The sequence below is a fragment of the Clostridia bacterium genome, from assembly GCA_026414765.1.
GTDB lineage: Bacteria > Bacillota > Clostridia > Acetivibrionales > DSM-27016 > SKW86.
On the sequence record JAOAIJ010000039.1, the window covers coordinates 128,048 to 150,532 of the forward strand.

7 protein-coding genes and 1 pseudogene are annotated in these 22,485 nt (G+C 41.9%); 4 read left to right on the top strand and 4 right to left on the bottom strand.

From position 1 onward, the window contains the following. The first annotated feature begins 36 nt into the window (after positions 1 to 36). Positions 37 to 528, top strand: coding sequence for a hypothetical protein (locus N3I35_14610; protein ID MCX8131312.1), 492 nt, complete (start codon positions 37 to 39; stop codon positions 526 to 528). A 35-nt stretch (positions 529 to 563) separates the two neighbouring features. Here N3I35_14610 and N3I35_14615 read toward each other — a convergent pair whose 3' ends face one another. From N3I35_14615 to N3I35_14630, 4 genes are read right to left on the bottom strand one after another with little or no spacing between them, the layout of a single operon-like run. Further along, complete coding sequence (locus N3I35_14615) at positions 564 to 1,676, bottom strand: endospore germination permease (protein ID MCX8131313.1); 1,113 nt, start codon at positions 1,674 to 1,676, stop codon at positions 564 to 566. A gap of 7 nt (positions 1,677 to 1,683) precedes the next feature. After that, complete coding sequence (locus N3I35_14620; GenBank protein MCX8131314.1) at positions 1,684 to 1,893, bottom strand: hypothetical protein; 210 nt, start codon at positions 1,891 to 1,893, stop codon at positions 1,684 to 1,686. Between the two features lie 3 nt (positions 1,894 to 1,896). Next, positions 1,897 to 3,051 carry a Ger(x)C family spore germination protein gene (locus N3I35_14625; protein ID MCX8131315.1) on the bottom strand — a complete coding sequence of 385 codons (1,155 nt, stop codon included), beginning with the start codon at positions 3,049 to 3,051 and terminating at the stop codon, positions 1,897 to 1,899. A 5-nt stretch (positions 3,052 to 3,056) separates the two neighbouring features. Continuing rightward, positions 3,057 to 4,568 (bottom strand): spore germination protein, encoded by a 1,512-nt coding sequence (locus N3I35_14630; GenBank protein MCX8131316.1) that lies wholly within the window; start codon positions 4,566 to 4,568, stop codon positions 3,057 to 3,059. Between the two features lie 691 nt (positions 4,569 to 5,259). On the opposite strand from N3I35_14630, the gene loaP reads away from it, so the two are divergent. The 3 genes and pseudogenes from loaP to N3I35_14645 all read left to right on the top strand — a co-directional run bounded on the left by loaP (position 5,260) and on the right by N3I35_14645 (position 22,418). Continuing rightward, complete coding sequence (gene loaP, locus N3I35_14635) at positions 5,260 to 5,781, top strand: antiterminator LoaP (protein MCX8131317.1); 522 nt, start codon at positions 5,260 to 5,262, stop codon at positions 5,779 to 5,781. 234 nt (positions 5,782 to 6,015) lie between these two features. After that, on the top strand, positions 6,016 to 20,400 hold the full coding sequence (locus tag N3I35_14640; protein MCX8131318.1) for an SDR family NAD(P)-dependent oxidoreductase: 14,385 nt from the start codon (positions 6,016 to 6,018) through the stop codon (positions 20,398 to 20,400). Further along, positions 20,394 to 22,418 (top strand): annotated as a pseudogene (locus tag N3I35_14645) (polyketide synthase dehydratase domain-containing protein). Before N3I35_14640 ends, N3I35_14645 begins: the two are co-directional and overlap by 7 nt. Positions 22,419 to 22,485: the final 67 nt, after the last annotated feature.

Genomic DNA, 22,485 nt, shown 5'->3' on the forward strand with positions numbered 1-22,485 from the left:
CTGCCAGGCTGCATTTATCAATGGGAGTGAAGTTGAGTGAAATTAAAATCGAAAATAAGGATTATTGCGATCCTTGGGATAGCTATGCTGATAGTGTCAGTTGGTGCTTTCTTTGCTTATAGATACATACCAATACTTTTAGCAGATAAAACATGGATTAAGGATTTAGGATATAATGAAAATGAAGTTCACAATCTAACATTCAATTGCTACGGTGATAGAAGTTGCCCTGAAATACCTGTTAAAGTTGGAAATAAGGAATACAAATTAGGGTTTGATACAGGATGTGGTGGCGGAATATTTTTTGCTAATGCTGTTAAGGATAAAATTGACTATGTCTTATTGGGTAAAACAGAGGAACTTAACAGAGATGACTCACATCGTGGCTGGTCAGAAAGTGTGAAGGTTAATGAAATTGATGTATTTGGAAGTTCATATAAAAATATACAAACCACTATCTCCGATTGGTCTATGTACTCATCAAAAAAGTTTAATGGAACGATAGGCTTGGCTTATACCTTTCTTTGAAGCAGAATATAATAATAAGTCTGTAGCAGTTCCCATTATGGTATCCTTTTTTCGGTACTATATGCAGTTTTCTGTATTTTTTTCGTCTTAACTTCAGCCAGAATCCATATGAGCAATGGAAAGATTACTTGAAACGGGAAAGCATAGTAAGCATAAACCTTAAAAGCCCAATACCGCATTTCCATGATATTTTCATAAACTATATAAGAAAAGAAAATCATTAGTAGCCCTGTTTGTATTACGATTGACGTGTAGTCATGTAAGTTGAATATTTTACTTACACCTTTACTCGCCACAAATAAGCATATACTGCTCTTAATAAGTGCACAGACAACAAATACAAAAGCAACAGCAATTTCAATTCTCTGCAAAAAATCGCCGATAGATATCCGGCTTACAGCCACATGGGAAGGAAAGTATAATCTTCCAAGCAGATCCCCTAATATTACTATATTTCTTACTGTAAGCATAACTATAACTGTTCCTGCAAAAAGTATTCCTGCGAAGTATACCTTGTATGGAGACTTTTTTGTTTTTAAGGTAAACAAGACACCTATAAAAAGTATTGTTTCTGCAAATGGAAATGAAAAAGCAGAGAAACCGCCTTTTATTATAGGTGAAAAACCTCCGCCCAAAATCGGTTTGATATAACTTATATTAAATTGAGGTATTGCTAATATATTGACTACTAGTATAATAAATATGACAATGGGGAGAAAGTACGCACTTAATCTTCCCATTACTTCAACTCCTGATTTCACAGCAGCTATACATACCAGACCCAAGAATAGCATGGGAACAAGCATTGGTGTTTCGGGCATTGCGACAGTATTTATAAACTCTCCAAAGTTGCGGATAACCAATGCGCCCAGGTGAAATGCATACCAGGCATACAGAATTGAAACAATCTTACCACCAACCTTTCCTAATACAATATTTAAAATATCAAATAAATCTTTTCCTTGGAAGAGGGATGATATTCTTGAATATATGAGTATTAGTGGGAGCGCTATAATAATACCTGCAATTCCGGCAATCCAGGCATCATTTTTAGCATCCCCACCTATACCTAAAATCAGTGTACTTCCCATGGTGAAAATGGTAATAAGACAAATGCCTTCTTTGTCAGTAATTTGTTCCTTGCGCATCGAATACCTACTTTCCAAATAATGAAGTGACCGCTCTACTTATTGGTACTGCTGGGCTAGGCACAGGTATATTTAAGGATAGTAGGGCTGCAATTGTAAACGAAAAAACGTATAATGCAGCATTGACCCAGAAGTCAACCCACTTTTTCTGCTTGTATAAGGGTACAAACTCATAAACGGCTAGTAAAGCATAACCTATAAATATTAATATAATCATATGTTAATCACCTATCTCCAATGGTTTTGAGAGCATTGCACTGTTCTTTATATGTACTTTTGCCTCTACATTGACTTTTAAAGTTTTAAACACATCTCCCCAATTATCGGAAACAGTATTCCATGCCTTAGGTTTCTCTTCACGCAATTTGGCTCCAAAGCCGAATATATCTACACCATATTCTTCCTGAACTTTTCTTATAATATTCTCAAGCCTATATTTAAGCGATTTTTCTGCTGATTCTTCCAACCTTTTTCTTCCTGTATCTTCAATAACATTTGCAACACCTCCTATTTCGTCAATAGCAACATTTGTTTCTATCTTTACGTTAAATTCAATATTTCCATTATTGACAACAGGTTTAATCTTTGTCTTGCTATTGAATATTTCAAGCGATACTTGTGAAATACCTTCTTTATTGTTTTCCTCTGCAACCAGTATTCCACCCTTTATCTGGTTTTGAATAAACAACATATCCTTTGTCTGTTCTCCATCGATAAAACCCAAAAGGCTATCATCTTTGAAAACAGCTGTTCCCATAATATGGGGAAGCTTTTGGTTGTTTTCTGGCCTTAAATCAATCGCTGTTGCAATCGAACCAACACCTTTGGATACTAATATATTAGTAAACTTCCAGATTTCAATATGCGGAGCGTTTGAGAGGCTTCGTTGGTTTGTAATTATTTCATCCAGAACAAAGGATGTGACTTCTTCTGTTGGAGATTTTGCTGCTAAAATTTCCTTAGCACTCTCGCCTTTGGATACTAGTATATGAATATCTGCACGTGTTTCAGCATCTCTGTTGAACCAATCAAGTACTTGGACAACTCCCTCCTCTGCTATCTCTCGGCTTATAATAACGACCTTTGCATGACTCCAGTAGATCCTTCTGCCTATTAAGGAGATGCTATGTCTTACAGCGTCAAAAATAGTTTTTCCTTCGATGGTAATTGTCTGTGACTTTGTTTGAGATTCTTTGCCTGTAGTTATTTCGACAATCTCTACTGTAATGCTATATTTTTCATGTATACCTTTATCTATTGCAACACCTGCAACTACTGCCATTTGGTCTAATTCCCTGTAATTCCAGCACCCTGTAACAAGTGCTGAAACAAATAACAGTAGGAGAGAAAGAAGGAGCATTTTAAAAGTTCGCATAAACATTATTTCCCCCGGGTCTTTCTGTTTGATTGTCTTACCAGATTCCTTGCCCCTATGATCTTAGGTCTTAATGTCATAGTCCACCAAGGAGCTCGTATCCAAATATCCTGACCGCTATGGTTTTTAATAGAAGTAATACTTAACATGTAAGGAACCCCAAAAGATCTAATACTGACCAGGTGAATAACCAGTGCTATAAAACCGAATATAAGCCCGTAGATGCCTAAAATAGATGCCAAAACTAAAAATATAAACCTTATTATAATAACTGAACCTATCAGATTTTTATTAATCAATGTTAGAATGCCTGATATAGAAGTAATTATTACAACAGGGGCACTTACCAGTCTTGCTTCAACTGCAGCTTGGCCTAATACCAGCGTACCTACTATGTTTATTGCCTGTCCTATAGGAGAGGGCATCCTTGTACCTGCCTCCCTTAACACATCAAATACAAGAAGCATAATGAACATAGACAATGCTGTTGGGAAAGGAACACCTTGGCGTGAAGCGGCTATGCTCAAAAGCAAGTGGGTGGGTAACATTTCCTGATGGAAAGTTACGATAGCAAGGTATGCAGATGGGATAATTAAAGACAATATAGCGCTGGAGGTTCTGAAAAGCCTGTTAATTGAGGAAAAAATAAAGTTATTATAGTAATCTTCATTGGATTGTGTGGTCTCCGCTAATATATACGGAACTGTCAGGACAAAAGGACTCCCATCAACAAACAGGGCAATTCTTCCTTCGAGAAGCTTTGCTGCAATAACATCCGGCCTTTCACTGGCACCTACAGTATCAAATGGTGAAAATGGCTCATCTCTGATAAGCTCCTGAATATACCCTGAATCAAGGACAGCATCAATTTCTATTTTTTTAAGGCGATTTTCCAGTTCATTCAATATACTTTCGTGTGCCAATCCTTCTATAAAACAAATACATATTTTTGTTCGCGTTCTTTCTCCGATTTCACTAAACTTAAATTTCAAGTCAGGATTATTAATTTTTCGTCTGACTAATGACAGGTTAGTGGTTATGGATTCTGTAAATCCTTCTCTTGGGCCACGAACAACCTTTGCTGACTCTGGCTCGCTAATGGACCTTGTTTGCCAGCCTTTTAAACTAATAATGAGAGCTCTTTCATAACCTTCCAGTAAGAATATTGTTTCCCCATTAATTATAGAATTTACAATTTTGCTTATGTCTTCTGATGTCTTAATATTGTTAGCTGCAAGTACCTTATACTGTAATTCCTCTAAGAGATTGTTTCTGGTGATTCCTTCACATAAGTTATTGCCTAAAATTGGCTGGATAATATTTTCATTGAGTAGTTCAGTATTAACCATTCCATCAAAGTATAGGATGCAGCAGTTTGCATCAGACAAATATTTGTTCTGAAATCTTCTCGTAATTAACATCTCATCGCCTGAGAACATATTCTCAAGCAATGAGATATTTTCTTCGATTGACTTTGCTAATGATTTCTTAGCGAATATTTTACTGTGGGGGCTCATTTCCAGCTTTTTGTTAGCATTAGTAAGTTTTTTTCTGAACACGTTCTATCATCCTCAGTCGTTGTTTGTCATTTAAGTAAATAATATATGTATTATTTTTTGCCGAAGAAGTTGATTTGTTTTTTCTTATAAATAATGTGTAATCACCTAATTAATAGTATTGCCAAAACTCAATGTAGTTAAAACCTTCAGCAAGTTCAATTATCTCATATAATAAAAAGGACTTTATGGTGAAATTTGTTATTATAGATCAGAGTTGGTAAATCGGTTGACATATAAAGTATATTTTGGTAAAATGCTGACATATAATGCAGAGTTTTGCTGTAATAGCTTGCATCTATTCGAAATGTTTATTACTATTCATAATGCTTAATGTTGTATCCTAATTATGTTGGAGTCACTTAGCTGTAAAGAATTTCAAACAATTAGTATTTGGCATAATCTTGCAAAATGATTCACTGGATGGAAAATTATTTCTAATACGCAGTCAATATTCCAAAATTAATAAATGTAACAATAAAACAGATTAGCACTTAAAGCATGACAGGCACTTGTTGGTTGTTAATCGTTGGAGGGGCACGTTAACCGCTGATGAGGAATATACAGTAAATGTTATGGTTGCTTATCGATTGAGGTAAGTGAAAGGGCGAAGCTATGTAAAATGTTATGATTAAATTGTGAGGTATTAGAGATGTATTGGTATATACTCCATGTGCAAACAGGAAGGGAATATAATGTGGAGGAGTTGTTAAGGAAGCGACTGGATTCTAATATTTTTATGCCGTTTATACCATTACAAGAGAGCCTTTTCAAGATAGCCGGTACAGTAAAGAAAGAACTAAAACCATTATTTCCGGGGTATGTGTTTGTTGAATCTGAGTTATCCGAACAAGAATTTATGAAAAGGACAAGCAACTTAATTTATGCTACGCATATCATAATCAGGCTATTGAGGTATTCAGATACGGAAATTGCGTTGAGGGAATGTGAAAGGCAGATGCTACTATGCTTGAGCAATGACAAATATTGTATTGAACCATCGAGTGGTATTATAAAAGGCGATAAAATATATATAACTGATGGACCGCTCAGAGGGTGGGAGAGTATTGTTAAAAAAGTAAACAGGCATAAAAGACAGGCTAGCATTGAGATAGAATTTATGGGGAGTCTCCGGTTGGTTAGTGTATCGTTGGAGATTATGGATAAGGTGTAAAATGGGTATAAGTTCTGTTGTTAGTGTAAAAAGAGATTAACAATAATAAATTATCTATGATATATAATCCAACGCCAAGGGAACTGTGTATTGATGGGTGAATTAAAGCTTCAGTACGATGAAATATTGAGTATATGTTATTCATATACTGATTTTTTTTGTTTAGAGCAAGCAAAAAAGTTATAGAGTATTATTGAACATAATATAAATTTTATTATTTGTATGGGGGTTTATATGTTAAATGTATTATTCAATTATGCTAACGGCTATATCGCTGTTCCGGTGATACTAGCTTGTAAGACCCACGGCCTTTTTAAGAAATTGGATCTGGAAAAACCTGTTTTATTCACTGATCTTGTCAAGGAACTGCAGGCTAATAGCGGCTACCTACGTGTAGCGTTACATATATTGGAGTCCTTAAACTGGATACTAAGAAATGACAATGATGAATACTTGCTGACCCCCGAAGCCTATATTCACCTGGAAATTCCCGAAACTATTATAGAATTAATGTCTTTTCCAATGAAAGATTATCTCAATAAAAACCAGAAGAAATACAGGCTCAGAAAATGGATTGAATTGTCTAGCCGTGGCTGGGATACTGACAACCCAATGCTGGCAAATTTTCTTGACGGTATGCTGGTTATTCCGCTGCTGTCTGCCCTAAAAGATAATAATCTGTTAAACAGCCCGGAAAATCAGAAAATACTATTGTCTTCAGAACTAAATCCTGTTGCCCGTAAGGAGATTATTGAGTTATTTATAAATAAAGGCTGGATTTCTCAAAAAGATGGCTCTATCTGTTATACAGATGAGGGCTGTTTTATTATGGACAGAATTTTTATCACAGCCATAGAGGCTTCATACAAACCGGTGCTGAATAATATATCGAAAATCATCTTTGGAGATTGTAAAGGCGTTATTGAACAGGACCTGTCCAAAAACGGAATGCATGCAGGCTATACCTTAAATATAATAAGAAGCGCATTTCAAGATGAAAAGTACTTTTCCGATCTGGAGGAAATCATCCTATCGATATTTAACCGCAAACCCTTCACAGAACAGCCGAAATATGTAGTGGATATGGGCTGCGGGGATGGAAGGCTGCTCAAAAAAATATATGAGGTTATTAAGAATAAATCCTTACGTGGTAAAGTCCTCCATGAACACCCTGTCAAACTCATAGGAATAGATATTAACGAAAAGGCCTTGGAAGAAACGGTCCACACCCTGAAAGATATTGACCATATTGTGTTAAAAGGAGATATCGGTGAGCCTGAAAAGGTGATAGTTGATTTGAAAAATATTGGCGCCCAGGATGCGGAAAGTATCTTGTATGTAAGGTCTTTCTTGGCTCATGACCGCCGGTATATACCGCCCTCAGATGATCTGGAAGCTATTGCCCGCTCAAATACCTTCTCAAAAGCTGTGCATGTGGATGAGGATGGTAATGAGATACCTTCCTCCTTTGTGGTACAAAGCCTTGTAGAAAGTTTTAAACAGTGGGTGAAGGTTACTGGCAGGCATGGCCTTTTAATTCTGGAAGAACATTGTTTGGAACCTAAAATATTGAGGCAGTTTGTAGATAGGTGCGAAAGCTTGCACTTTGATGCTTTACACAGGCTTTCAAGGCAGCCGCTGGTAGAAGCCGAGCAATTCTTAATGGCAGCAGCAGAAGCAGGTTTATTTCCCAACCAGGATTTTTTTAGGAAGTACCCCAGGGACTTGTCCTTTAGCCGGTTTACGCTTAACCATTTTGAGTGCAGGGAGTATAGCATACGGTATATGCAGGAAAGAGATTTGCCAGCCCTGGAAGAGCTGGAAAAACAGTGCTGGGAGCCAGACATGCAGGTGAGTATTTCAGGTTTGAAAAAACGTTGGCAGATATATCCTCAGGGACAACTGGTGCTCGAAATGAATAATAAGGTGGTAGGCGTTATTTATTCACGGCGCATTACCAGTTTAGAGACTTTAAGAAATACTTCTTTTGAAGACGGAGACAAACTTCACAGGAAGGATGGGGCTACTGTTCAATTGCTGGCTGTAAACATTCTGCCTGAGTTGCAGCATCAGAATTTGGGCGACCAGCTGCTGGAATTCATGCTGCAGCGGTGCAGCTTTATTAACGGGATTCATTCAGTGGTAGCCGTCACGAGATGTAAAGATTATTACCGTCACAGCAACCTCACCATACAGGAGTATATCAGCCTCAGAAACGGGCAGGGAAGATTGTCTGATACCATACTGCGGTTTCATGAATTACATGGCGCACAGGTTAGAGGGCTGCTACCCAATTACCGTATCCAGGATACAAAAAACCAGGGCTGTGGCGTACTGGTAGAATATTACATACTAAACAGGCGGCGCAATGAAATTCAAGTCGAGGGCGGATATCAGGAAAAAGGTGTCGGAGTATCGGCCGGCGATAAGACCAAGATTTTGAAAGATTTCGTGGTAAAATCCATAAATGCCGTTCTGGGCAAGACAAAAGAAGAGGAATTTGCCTTAGATCGCCCGTTAATGGAAATGGGACTGGATTCGACAGATTTACTGGAGTTGAATGAACAGATCAGCTCAAAGTACCAAATCCATCTCGAACCGGCCTTTTTCTTCAAGTATCGTACAGCTGAGAGTATCATTGCTTATCTGCTGGAAAGAGTTTATCCGGAAGAAGTGGAAGAGGTAACGGAAAACAGGGAAATTACCATTGCTGGACTGGATAAACAAAAAGGTCGCTGTGAAACGAAGGAAGCTGATAATTTTATGGCAAATCCAGCTCCCTCGAAGAAAGACATTGCCATCATCGGGATTGCCTGCCGGCTTCCGGGAGGAGTCAGAAATAAAGAACAGCTGTGGGAACTACTGGCAGAAGGGCGTGATGCCATTGGCAACCTGCCGGAACAAAGGCTTAACTGGCCTGACAATATTGATATCCACAGTAGTCACAAAGGCATAAACAGGGTAGGGCTCTTAAATGAAATCACCGGTTTTGATTCGGCTTTTTTCCGTATTTCTCCTAAAGATGCTGAGTTAATGGACCCACAACAACGGATATTGCTGGAGTTAAGCTGGGAATGCCTGGAGACAGCCGGATACCCGGCCAAGGCTTTATTTGGCAGCAAGACAGGCGTCTTTATTGGTGCCAGCGGTTCTGATTACAATAACAGGCTAATAGAGAGGGGTACGCAAGAGATAGAAGCCCATTACGGCGTAGGAATTTCAATGTCTATCCTGGCAAACCGGATTTCATATTTTTATGATTTCAACGGTCCAAGCCTTCAAATTGACACTGCCTGCTCAAGTTCTTTAGTAGCCGTTCACGAAGCGGTAAAATCACTGCAGGCCGGTGAGTGTGGACAGGCTTTGGTAAGCGGTATCAATATCATATGCCATCCGGCAAACAGCATTGCATACTATAAAGCTGGGATGCTGTCCAAAGACGGGCGCTGCAAAACCTTTGACAAAGAGGCAAACGGTTATGTACGGGGTGAGGGTGCGGTAATGCTGCTGCTGAAACCATTGGAGCAGGCACTTTCAGACCAGGATTCTGTATTTGCCGTGATTAAAGGCTCGGCTGTCAACCATGGCGGGCAGGCAAGCGGACTTACTGTGCCCAATCCTGACAAACAAGCGGATTTACTGATTGAAGCGTATAAAACTACCGGTATCGAACCTGAGACTGTAGGATATATCGAAGCCCATGGGACAGGCACCCCATTAGGAGATCCGATAGAGATAAATGGGTTAAAGGGTGCTTTTTCGAAGCTTTCAAAAGCAAAAGCCGGAATACCGGAGCCATACTGTGGCCTGGGCTCCATCAAGACAAATATTGGACATCTGGAAGCTGCCGCAGGCATAGCCGGCCTTTTAAAAGTAGTATTAAGCATGCAGTATAAAATGATACCTGCTTCCCTGAATTTCAATGAAATAAATCCGCATATCAGTCTGGACAAAACACCTTTTTATATCATAAATAAAAACCAGCCCTGGCAGATGCCGGATAACCATTCATTGAGAAGAGCGGGAGTGAGCAGCTTTGGATCGGGAGGCACAAATGCCCACGTTGTCCTTGAGGAAGCGCCTGTTATAAGAAGGCAGCCCAGTAAGAGCTTACCGGGCTATATAATCTGTTTATCCGCCAAAACAGAGGAAGCATTGCGGCAAAAAGAGCGGGATCTGGCTCTTTGGCTGGAAAAGGAAGGACAGCAATACGAACTTGCGGATATCAGCGCTGCTTTGCTTTTTGGCAGGGAACATTTCAATATAAGAGCCGCCTATGTAGCAGGCGGTATTGGGGAAATCCGGGAAAAGCTAAAAGAAGTACTGGAAAAAGGTGATGCAGAAGGATATTTCAGAGACGTCAATCCCAAAAAGAAAAAGCAGCCTCAGCCTGTTTATGAGGAGTTAGGGCGGACAATTTCCCAAGAGCTGCTGCTTGGAAGGGAAATGTGCAGGCAGGAGTATGAGGGTAAGCTCATAGTGTTGGCAGAATTGTATGTGAAGGGCTATAATCCCGATTGGCAAGCTATATCCACTGAATACAAAACGCTCCGCATCAGTTTGCCGACCTATCCCTTTGAAAGGGGATACTATTGGATACCACAGGCTGAAATGATAAATGAGCCCTCTGATAAAGCAGGCCGGAAGAAGGATTCAGCTCCAGAAACACAAGAACTTCATAAGCTGATGACCTTTGAAGAATTTTGGCAGGAAAAAGCCTTACCGGAAATATCCCCGGTAGATTTCAAAACACTGGTCTGCTTCCTATCAAGACCGGAGAACCAGCAAACGGTCGAGAAAACTATGCAAAAGCTTAGTCCCAAGACTAAAGTGATCTTTATTGCACAGGACGGAACTTTTGCCGGGCAGGATAAGCAAAGGTACAGCGTTGACAAAACCGGAATCGGCGGATATACGGAAGCTTTCCGGAGTATTGTGGAAGGGTCCGGCACTGCGGATGCTGTGCTCTATCTCTGGCCTCTTGAAGACCGGAATTGTATTTCGGATTATTACATAATTGTCTATATTCTGCAAGCGCTATCCAGGGCGAAATTGAAAACGCAACGGTTAATATTGGCGGGCCAGTTTGGGAATGCTCTGGAACGTTGTTACCTGGAATCCTGGATTGGCTTTGAACGGTCTTTGCGACTGGTTTTGCCGGATACTCAAATAGCAGTGGTCTATGGTGAAAACAGCGGCCAGAACACCGAAAGCGTCATTCAGGATTGGTTGCCGAGGCTTTTGAGCGAACTCGGGTCTCAGAAAATGCAGAGTAGCTGTTATCAAGCCGGAAAACGGCATATTTGCCAGATCAAACCTACAACGCTTGAACCAGGTGACAGCCTGGTGAAGCCGGGAGGCACCTATCTGATTACCGGAGGGTGCGGCAGACTTGGATTCCTGGCAGCGGAGCATCTTGCCAAAACCTGCACTGTAAAGCTGATTTTGATCGGACGTTCTTTAAACGACGCTGATAAGCAAGCTAAACTCAAAGACCTCGAAGCCTACGGGAGCCAGGCCATATATTTGCAAGCCGATGTAAGCGATCCCGACCGGATGAAAGAAGGATTGAGTCGCGCAAGGGAACGTTTCGGAGAGATCAATGGAGTTATTCATGCAGCGGGCATAGAGGGTAGGAAGAGCATCCTTGATACAGAGTACCGGAGTTTCCAGCAGGTGCTTGAACCAAAGATTAAAGGAACCTTGGTGCTTGATGAGATATTACGGGAAGAAGCTCTGGATTTTATCTGTTATTTTTCATCCTCCTCGGCAGTTTTAGGAGATTTCGGCTCTTGTAATTATGCTGTGGGCAACCGCTTCCAAATGGCCTATGCTCATTATCGCAATCAACTCAAAAGTCAGGGAGAACTGCATGGTAAAACTGTTGTGATCAATTGGCCACTCTGGAAAGATGGCGGTATAAAGCTCGGAGAAGAAGAAAATGCCGGAATGTATCTTAAGTCCAGTGGTCAAAGCTATCTGGAGACAAGGGAAGGGCTAAGTGCATTTGACCGCATTTTAAGCCAGAATAAAACCCAGCATTTAGTGATAGTAGGCCAACCCAGCCGTGTTCAACGTTTCTTGGGCCTGGGTCAGCAGCAACCGGTGAAAGATGCCCATAAAGCTGCCAGTATCCCGGGTAGAGGCCGACGCCCGGAAATGAAGGGAATGAACCTGGAACAATGCCTGGAATGGGATATTAAAGAGCAGATCAGTAAGTTGCTAAAAACCTCGCGGGATAAGCTATATGTTGGAGCCAACTTAGCAGACTTTGGATTCGATTCCATCAGTTTAGCCGAAATGGCAAAGCTGCTGACAGCTCATTATGGAATAGAAATAACCCCAGCCCTGTTTTTTGGGCATTCAACTATAGAAAAATTAATTCAATATTTTGCAGATCAACACCAGCAAGCTGTAATGGAATTTTATCGGGAAGATGTTGTTGAGCAGACCGTAGAGACAATAACACCGATGTCAATGCCACTTCCTAAATGGCAGCTAACCGGAAAATTCAGATTTAAGCTGGGCAAGTCCGGGCAAAGTACTCCGGAACCAATTGCAATTATCGGAATAAGCGGGCGGTTTCCTGAGGCTCGGAATGTCGATGAAATGTGGCGCATTCTGAGCGAAGGGCGGGAAGTGGTAAAAGAAATTCCTTCAGAGCGGTTCGATTGGAGGCAATATTACGGAGATCCTACCAAAGAAGCTGGAAAAACCAATTGTAAATGGTGCGGTTGTATTCCGGGGGTAAGTGAATTTGATCCCATGTTTTTTGAGATATCGCCCCGTGAAGCGGCGGGCATGGATCCTCGGCAGCGGCTGTTACTCCAGGAAGCCTGGAAGGCCTTGGAGGATGCAGGGTATGGAGCAAAACATATTAAGAATAACAGAATCGGGATGTTTGTGGGAGTAGAACAGGGGGATTATCAATCGCTCCATAAAGAAAAGGGCAGCATCACTTTTAACAATAACGCAATTTTAGCAGCGCGTTTAGCATATTTCCTGAATCTGAACGGGCCTGTAATGGCAATTGATACTGCTTGCTCATCCGGTTTAGTTGCAGTACATCAAGCTTGTATGAGCTTGCGCAATTACGAGAGCGATACCATGATAGCCGCGGGAGTCAATTTGCTGCTGACTCCGGAGCTTTATCTGCAGATGAGCGGGGCCGGGATGCTGTCTGACGACGGCAAATGCTATGTGTTTGACAAACGAGCTAATGGGATAGTTCCCGGTGAAGCAGTAGCGGTAGTAGTGCTGAAACGGTTATCTCAGGCAATAACCGATGGTGACCCGATTTACGCCGTGATTAAAGGATGTGGAATCAATTATGACGGAAAAACCAACGGAATAACAGCTCCCAGCGGGGTAGCGCAAACCAGACTGGTGAAAGAAGTATATGACAAATACCGTGTTAATCCTGAAGAGATAGAATATATTGTGACTCATGGAACCGGAACCAGGTTAGGCGATCCGGTCGAGATCAATGCTTTATATGATGCTTTTAAAGACTATACTCAAAAACAGCATTATTGTGCCATTACTTCAACCAAGACCAATTTCGGGCATACTCTTGCCGCTTCAGGAATAGTCAGCCTGATTAGTCTCGTACAAGCTCTTAGCCATGAGACAATTCCTGCCAGTCTACACTGTGAAATTGAAAATGACTATATTAAGTGGAGGGAAAGCCCTTTCTATGTAAGCAAAACGGCTAAGCCCTGGCCAAAGGAAGGTAGAAAAACACGGACCGGTGCAGTAAGTGCTTTCGGAATGAGTGGAACAAACGCCCATGCAGTGCTACAGAGCTATTCTCAGGAGGAACCCTGTGTATATCCGGAGCAGCCTCCGTACTTCCTGCTTGCGTTTTCAGCGAAGACCAGGGAGGCTTTGCAAGAAAAAGTCCGGGATATGATCGCTGTGTTACAAAGTAGGGATCTACAGGAGAAGGATTTGCTCCGGGTCAGCTACACCTTGCTGGAAGGCCGGCAGCATTTTAGCTGCCGCTTGGCAGTTGTGGTCCGGGACAGGGAAGATGCTGTATATGTATTGGAGCAGGCAGAGAGTATGGAGAAATTGCCCAATCTGTTTCAGGGAAATGTTTCCCGGGACTTTACGGAACAAACAGCAATGCGGCAGTGTGCTCAAGACCTGCTAAAGCAGGGCTTGACCCTGCAAAAGGATAGGAATAAATATAAGGAAGTACTTTATGCCTTGGCAGATCTTTATTGTCAAGGCTATGAAGTCCCGTGGAACCAGCTGTACGGCGGTATGAAGCTTAGCCGTATTCATCTGCCTACTTATCCGTTTGCCAGGGAACATTATTGGGCATCCAGGACCGGGACTGAGTCTGCAGATAATGGAAGGGCATCAACATCAGCTCCTAAAAACCTTTTACAACCACTAACCACAGCATGGACGGCTTTGTGCAAAATACCTGACAAACCCTGTGGGATTTCGTTACGGCCTGCATCAGACGAAATAATTCCGTCTGTTAGACCAATTAATCAAGCCCATCAATCATCCGCACTGCTGCCGGAGGGTGTGTCATTCCTGCAACCGGGAGCCGGCAGCGAATCCGAATCTGCGAATTATAGCCAAACAACCGTGTCAGTAGAATCACTACAGGAAGAGCTTGCAGCCAGTCTGGCGGAAGCTTTGTATATGGAGTGCCGTGATGTGGACTTGGATAAAAAATTTATCGATATGGGACTGGATTCGGGAATAGGGGTGGAATGGATACGGACAATAAACAAACGCTATGGTATTTCTATTTCGGCAACCAAAGTCTATGAGTATCCGAGTATTTTTGAATTTGCAGGATTCCTGGAAAAGGAATTGAATAAGTTTGGTCAAGCCCATCAATCATTCGCACTGCCGTCATCGAATATCTCATTGTCACAATTGTCAGATGCCGAAGAATCCGAATTTGCGAATTACAGCCAAACAACCGTGTCGGTAGAGTTACTGCAGGAAGAGCTGGCAGCCAGTCTGGCCGAAGCTTTGTATATGGAGTGTCGTGATGTGGACTTGGATAATAAATTTATCGATATGGGACTGGATTCGGTAATAGGGGTGGAATGGATACGGACAATCAACAAACGGTACGGTACTTCTATTTCAGCAACCAAAGTCTATGAGTATCCGAATATTTTTGAATTTGCCCGATTCCTGGAAAAGGAATTGAAAAAAAGTGGTGAAGGGTTGATGTATAGGCCTTATGAACCTACCCCCGCAATTACAGGTACATCACAGGGAATCGAAGTAAATCCCGGGGATGTAAGAAAAGAACCGGTAAATGTAAAAAAAATGCCGGAGCATGCCTGGAAAAGCTATTCTTCATGTACATCCAAGTATGATGAAGCTGTCGCCATTGTGGGGATGTCGGGAAGATACCCTGATGCCGGCAACCTGGAGCAATACTGGAATAACCTGGTTGACGCCAGAAATTCTATCCGTGAGATTCCAGAATACCGTTGGGATGTGAGTAAATATTATGATCCACATCCTCTTCAAAAAGGCAAAATTTACTGCAAATGGCTTGGGTTATTAGAAGATATAGAATATTTCGATCCGCTATTCTTTAATATTCCCCCTACAGAGGCAGAAATCATGGATCCACAACACCGTATTTTTTTACAGGAAGGATATAAGGCGTTTGAAGATGCGGGCTATAGCCGCCAATCGCTAAGCAACAGAAAATGCGGTGTATATCTTGGAATTATGAGCAATGAGTACGGTATGATGCTATATAAAAACCAGGTCGGAATAACTAACATAACCGGTAACAGTTACGCTATCGGAGCAGCTCGTATTCCTTATTTCCTTAATCTTAAAGGACCGGCCATTCCTATTGATACAGCCTGTTCTTCATCACTGGTAGCTACGCATTTAGCGTGCCGGGCCTTACTAAACAGGGAAATCGATATGGCCTTGGTTGGTGGTGTAAGCGTGTACCTAGGACCGGAATCATATATCGGTATGTGTGCCGCCGGGATGTTATCACCTGAAGGACAATGCAAAACCTTTGACAATGGTGCAGATGGTTTTGTGCCGGGTGAAGGCGTTGGAGCATTGGTGCTGAAACGGTTAAAAGATGCTGAAGCTGACCGTGACTCCATATATGGTGTTATTATCGGCTCGGGGATTAACCAGGATGGTAAGACAAACGGAATTACTGCTCCCAGTGTGAGCAGCCAGATTGAACTGGAAAGGGAGATATATGAAAAATTTGATATTCACCCTGATAGTATTAGTTACGTAGAAATGCACGGGACGGGAACCAAGCTGGGAGATCCGATTGAACTGGAAGCATTAGCAACAGTTTTTACGGAAAAGACAAATCAGAAGAATTATTGTGCCATAGGATCTGTCAAAAGCAATATAGGTCATACTTCGGCAGCGGCCGGTATAGCAGGCATCCAAAAGGTGCTGCTTTGTATGAAGCACAGGAAGCTGGTTCCGACAATGAATTTTAAAAACCCGAATGAGCACTTCAATTTCGAAGAGTCTCCGTTTTATGTGAATACCGAATTAAAATCATGGGAAGTCGGTTCAGGGAATGCCCGGCGTGCTGCTGTGAGTTCCTTTGGATTCAGCGGAACCAATGCCCACATTGTTATCGAAGAATACCGGCCTAACGACTGTACAGCAAGGACACCGGTTTCAATCAACATAAACAACCCGGTACTGTTTGTACTGTCTGCTAAAAGTGAAGAACAGCTAAAAATCTATGCAGGGTCCATGAAGAATTTCATTGAATCACATAAGGACCTTAACCCGGCAGACATGGCCTATACCCTGCAGGTAGGACGTGAGGCGATGGACTGTCGCCTGGCCTTTTTGGCAGATACCATAGAGACAATAGTCAAAATGCTGGAAGGATTCATTAATAACAGTACAGCAACGGGAGTTCTGACTTCCCGGATAAAGAAGGATAGGGAAGGAGTATCGGTCTTTGAAGAGGATGAAGACGCGAAAGTCCTGCTCCAAACCTGGGTTCAAAAGAAAAAACTAAGAAAAATAGCGGAATTATGGGTGAAAGGTTTAAAACTTGATTGGAATCAACTCTATAATGATATCAAACCGTGCCGGATCAGTTTGCCGGCCTATCCGTTCGCCAGGGAACGTTACTGGGCGCTCAAGACAGGGGATGGATCTGAAGGCAGCAGTACCAGCCTTAATTCGGCAGAGGCTGTCAACTCTTTGGCTACCCAAAAAGTAATTCTTATAAAAGACTGGCAGCGAAAACCGGTATCAACCGGAACTGATGCACAAGCAGGCTTGGTAGTTGTTTTGGGAACAGATGCAACCGCGAAGCTTGCGTCGGCTTTGTTTGAAGATACGGAAGTAATCCGGGTGATTCAGGTTATTCATGGCGGGAGTCATTCATCTGAGTGGATATCTGCAGATTTTTACTCTGTCGCCTCAGGTGAAAGGCTTTATCAACATATAAAAAATAAACAAAAAAATCAAAAGTTGCTCGGTATTATTGATATTACAGCCTATGACAGCAGGTATGAACAATCTGCAGCCGTAGAGTCCGGGAAGATAGCATTTCTCCAAAAATTAATCGAGCATGACTGCAATGAGGGTTATTTCCTTTTGCAGGTCACACATAAAATAAATGATTTTCACATAGCAAAAACAACAATGCAAGGCGCCCGGCTGGCTGGGCTATACCGGATGCTAGGAGTTGAGTATAAGAGAATTGAGTCCATGACTATGGACAGCGATTGTTCACTCCAGGACCATGGTAAGCTGGCGAAGCAGATTCAAGATGAGTTTTTTAGCAGAAACAAAAACCTCACTGAATGCTGTTACCGGAATGCTGACCGGTATGAACCCCGGTTAAAGGTTATTAAGACTGATGAAGACATGCAGAAGAGCCTTTATACTCCGGAAAAGTATGATGACAATGATGTTATCATAATCACAGGAGGATCCCGTGGAATTGGTGCATCCATTGCAGAGCATGTCGTTTCTCAGGGAGTAAAAAATCTTGTAATAATTGGAAAAGAAGAATTACCAAATCAGTCTGATTGGAAAAATATACTGGAAAACAAAGGGATACCGGAGATTGAAGAGAAGCTCAAGCGCATGCAGTTCCTCGTTGAGAAAGGGGTAAAAGTCCATTATTACAGTACGCCTTTAACCGATCAAGCTGGAATAAGCGCCATGGTGGAGAAAATCCATCATGACCTGGGACCGGTCACAGGTGTTATCCACTGCGCAGGATTAACAAGCAATAATCCTGCTTTCTTCAAAAAAACACTATTCGAAATAGAAGCGGTTTGTGAGCCGAAAATGAAAGGACTGGTAACCTTACATAAGGCTCTTGAAAAAGACCCCCTGACCTTCTTTATCCTGTTTTCATCCATCTCAAGCGTTGTGCCGACACTATCAGCGGGGCAAAGTGATTATGCCATGGCAAATGCTTATATGGATTATTACGCATCGTACCAGGCAGGAGAAGGAAACTCTTATTTTAAATCGATCCAATGGCCGGCGTGGGATGAAACAGGGATGGCTGCTGGAAGGCTGCGCACGCCTGCTTACGCAAAGACGGGAATTGTATCCCATACAACAAGAGATGGGTTAGTATTCATGGACATTATTAAAAGGACATCCCTTGCTGTAAGCTTACCTTGTATGGTGATCCAGGGTGAAATATGTGATCAACTGCTGGAAAAAGAAATTATATCGGTAAAAAAAGAATCCGGGTCTATGTCGCAGCAAAAATCGGAATTATGGAGCAAGACGCTGCCGGGAGCGCAAAATGATTTGCGGACATCTATTGTCAAATGGCTGCAGGAAATTTTTAAATCTGAACTAAAGCTAACAATTGAGCAGCTGGACGAAGGCAAATCCTTTGATGAATATGGGGTTGATTCCATTATTCTGGCTCAATTGACGCAAGTTTTGCAGGAAGAGGCAGGTAAAACAATAGAACCGGCGTTGCTTTTGGAATACAGTACAATAGCCTCCCTGGCAGATTATTTTATGACCAGTCATGCGGAAGCTTTACAGAAAAAATTCAGACTTGAGATAAGAGAGACAGCAGGGGACTCCCCTCAAAAAGGCAATATTTCCGCGGACTATGAACCTTCTGAAACAGTAAAGGAAGGTCCTCTTAGCAGAAGTGAGCAGGTACATAACGGTCAGCCGATGGTCAGCAAACCGGTGGAATCAGCAGAAGATATTGCCGTGATTGGACTGTCATGCAGGTTTCCGGGGGCACCCGGAAAAGAGGCGTATTGGGAGTTGTTAACACAGGGGAGATCTGCTATTAAGCCTCTACCCGGACAACGGTGGGGTTTCAGTGGTAATAGTGTGTATTATGGCGGATGGATAGATAATATTGATCTTTTTGATCCGAAATTTTTCAATATTAATGATAATGATGCGGCGGTAATGGATCCACAGGCACGGCTGATTCTGGAAGAAAGCCTGGCGGCGGTTTATGATGCGGGGTATGACCATCAACAATTATCGGGGCAAAAGATAGGAGTCTATATAGGTGGGCGTTCGCAGCCATATATAAATGTGAATACTGTTTTGCAGGCTCCCAACCCTATTTTAGGAGCGGGGCAAAATTATTTGGCTGCAAATATTTCCAGGTTTTTCAACTTCAGAGGACCGAGTCTGGTGGTTGACACAGCATGCTCATCAGGATTAACCGGTTTGCAGTTTGCCTCTGATTCCTTAAGGGAGAGGCGTATTGATATGGCTTTGGTGGGTGCTGTAAACATACTGCTAAGTCCTTTTGCCCATGACATGTTTGCTGCCCGTAGTATTCTTAGTAAAAACGGAGAGTTCCATATATTTGATAAGCGGTCAGGCGGAGAAGTGCTAGGTGAGGGAGCCGGTGTTGTCATGCTAAAGCGGCTCAGTGACGCTATAAAGGATGGGAATCATATATATGGCATCATTAAGGCTGTGACAGTAAATAATGACGGACGGACTCTAGGTCCCGGATCACCTAATATCAATGCTCAGAAGCAGGTGATGCAGGAGGCATTGGCTTCAAGCAGTAAAAAACCTGAAGACATAGGATATATTGAGGTCAACGGGGGCGGCTCTCCGGTGGTTGACTCCCTCGAGATTAAAGCCCTGTCGGATATTTATCAGTTAAGCAATAATAAACTGGCATCCTGTGTTATTGGTTCGGTCAAGCCCAATATAGGACATTTATTATTAACGTCAGGACTGGCTGGGTTCATCCGTTGTGTGTTAAGCGTATATTATAAGCAAATCCCTCCATTTTTATCTGCAAGTGATCCATTTGAATACTACGATTTTTCTGCATCACGTATACACTTTAACAGGAAGATAATGAGTTGGGAGGCGGCTCCCGGAAAGAAACGCGTCGCCGCGCAGAATTCTTTTCCGGACGGAGGCACCAATTGTCATGTCCTTATAGAAGAATTTGTGCATGGTGGAAGCTACCGACAACGGTATTTTCCAAAAGGCGCTCCCGGTATGGTCAAAAAACACTTTCCTATATCTCCGGTACCTGTTCCGGAACCTTCTTTTGTCGTCCTAAAGGAGGGGCCGGAGAAAGAGGCAGGACAGCACGAAGGTTCGCTTATCAAAAACGTATGGGGGGAAATACAATGGTAAAAAACATATATAGCTTAACCATAACTGCGGATAATCCGATCATTAAAGGCCATATAGTTCATGGGCAAGCCTTATTGCCTGGATTAGCCTATATTGATATGCTGTACCAACTGGTGCAGGATACTATGGGACTAGACTACAGGAAACACTGTTTAAAACGCCTGTCTATTTCTAACCCTATGATCGTGAAAGAAAGTCAGCCGTTAAAGTTAAGGATTTCTTCCGAGAAAATGTCAAACTACTGGAAGATTGCTGTTCAAGGTGTAGAAGCAAACTGCCGGGGAGATAAATCACTGGAAAAGTTGTATATCACTGCTGAATTGCATGAAGAAATAATAACCCTTGGCGGAGAAATAAATATTGAAGCCATGAAACAAGCAGCCACACAGTGTGTGGATATCGAAACGGAATATGCCGCTGCTAGAAAACTGGGGTTGGTACATCAAGGGATGATCAAAGCCAGGGGAAATGTTTATCTGACAGACCCCGGGTGTCTGATTGATGTAAAGGTGGATGACACTTACCACGGAAAGGCTTCAAATTTCCTCTTTCATCCTGCCCTAATAGATGGTGCAGGAATGGCAGCGGGAGTTTTAAACGAAAAATGTGATACCGGAGATGACGAAGGCCTGTATTTACCTTTGTGCTATGAAGCTTTCTTTTGTACTGAACCTTTGCATACCCATTGTTATGCCATGGTGAGTTTATCTTCACTGCATATGGTTAATGAGATCCGTGCAATGGATATAGCGTTTTTCAATACAGGAGGAAGACAAATCGGAGAGTTGAAGGGAATAACGGCAAAGCGGGTGCGGTTTAAGGAACAAATAAACCCGGATATACGGAAGGGAGTTCCCATTTCCCTTCAAGGGACTCCTGCAATGCCTGAAACAACTCCTCAGAACTATAATGAAAACATCATTGAAATGAATACAGTATCAGCAAACATAACAATCAAATTGCAGGAGATTTTTTCAAAATACCTAAACCGTCCGGCCTTTGAGATTGATCCGGCCCGCGGTTTCTTTGAACTTGGACTGGAATCATCACAGCTGCTGGCTTTGGTACAGGATATTGAAAGCAGCTTTGGATTATCTCTAAATCCGACATTACTGTTTGAATATGACAATTTGAGAGAGTTGAGCGGGTATCTGGCAAATAGAAGAGATGAAGAGGGTGCTAACCATCACCTTGGGGCTATAGAAGAGCAGAAAAATTATTCTCTCAAAGAAGATATTATATCAAACTCAAATACATATGAATTTTACGAAAATGAAGCGTTTTTGCAGGATCATTTAGTATATAAACAACCAGCCTTAATGGGCGTCACCCATCCTTGCGCGGTGCTGGAGACCTATACTAAAAACAACCCGGGTGCTTATCCTGTTGAACTGAAAAATATACGGTTCATGGGAGGGCCGATTACGCTTAATAAAGGAGAAACAGTTCATTTACAGGTTCAGTTTTATGAAAATAAGGGTGAAACAAGCTTCAAAACTTATTATCATGTAGCAGAACCCGGACATATGAAACCCTGCTGTAAAGGAAAATGTATTCAATCCATAAAAGAACCGCCCGGAGCAATGGATATAGTAGCGATGCTCAGCCAATCAGAATCTGTAGATGGGAAAAGGATTGAAGAATGGTACCGGGCCATAAAAGATTTCACAATAGGACCGATGCTGCAAACAATTGATTCTGCCTATATATATAGCCAATCTGTGTTTATCAGTAAGGTTTGCTTATCAGGAAAATTGAGGAAGGGAGATGTCTCGCGGTTTGTATTTGATCCGTTATTACTTAACTCCTGCTATTTACTGTATTTTAAAGACGGTGAAAAACAGAGTGATAATATCTTTATCCCTTTGATGATAGAGAGTTTGACAGTATTTAAACCCATGACGGAAACCGCTTATATTGTAAAAACGGTACGGTGTCAAAAGTCAGGTTTTGTTTCCTTTGATGCCATAGTATTAAGTGAGAAAGGTGATGTTATTGCAGAGATTATCAATGCATCCATGAAAGAGGTGCTAGCCCCTTCTTTATTGAAAAACATGTCATTACCCTTATCAAAACCGGAATTTG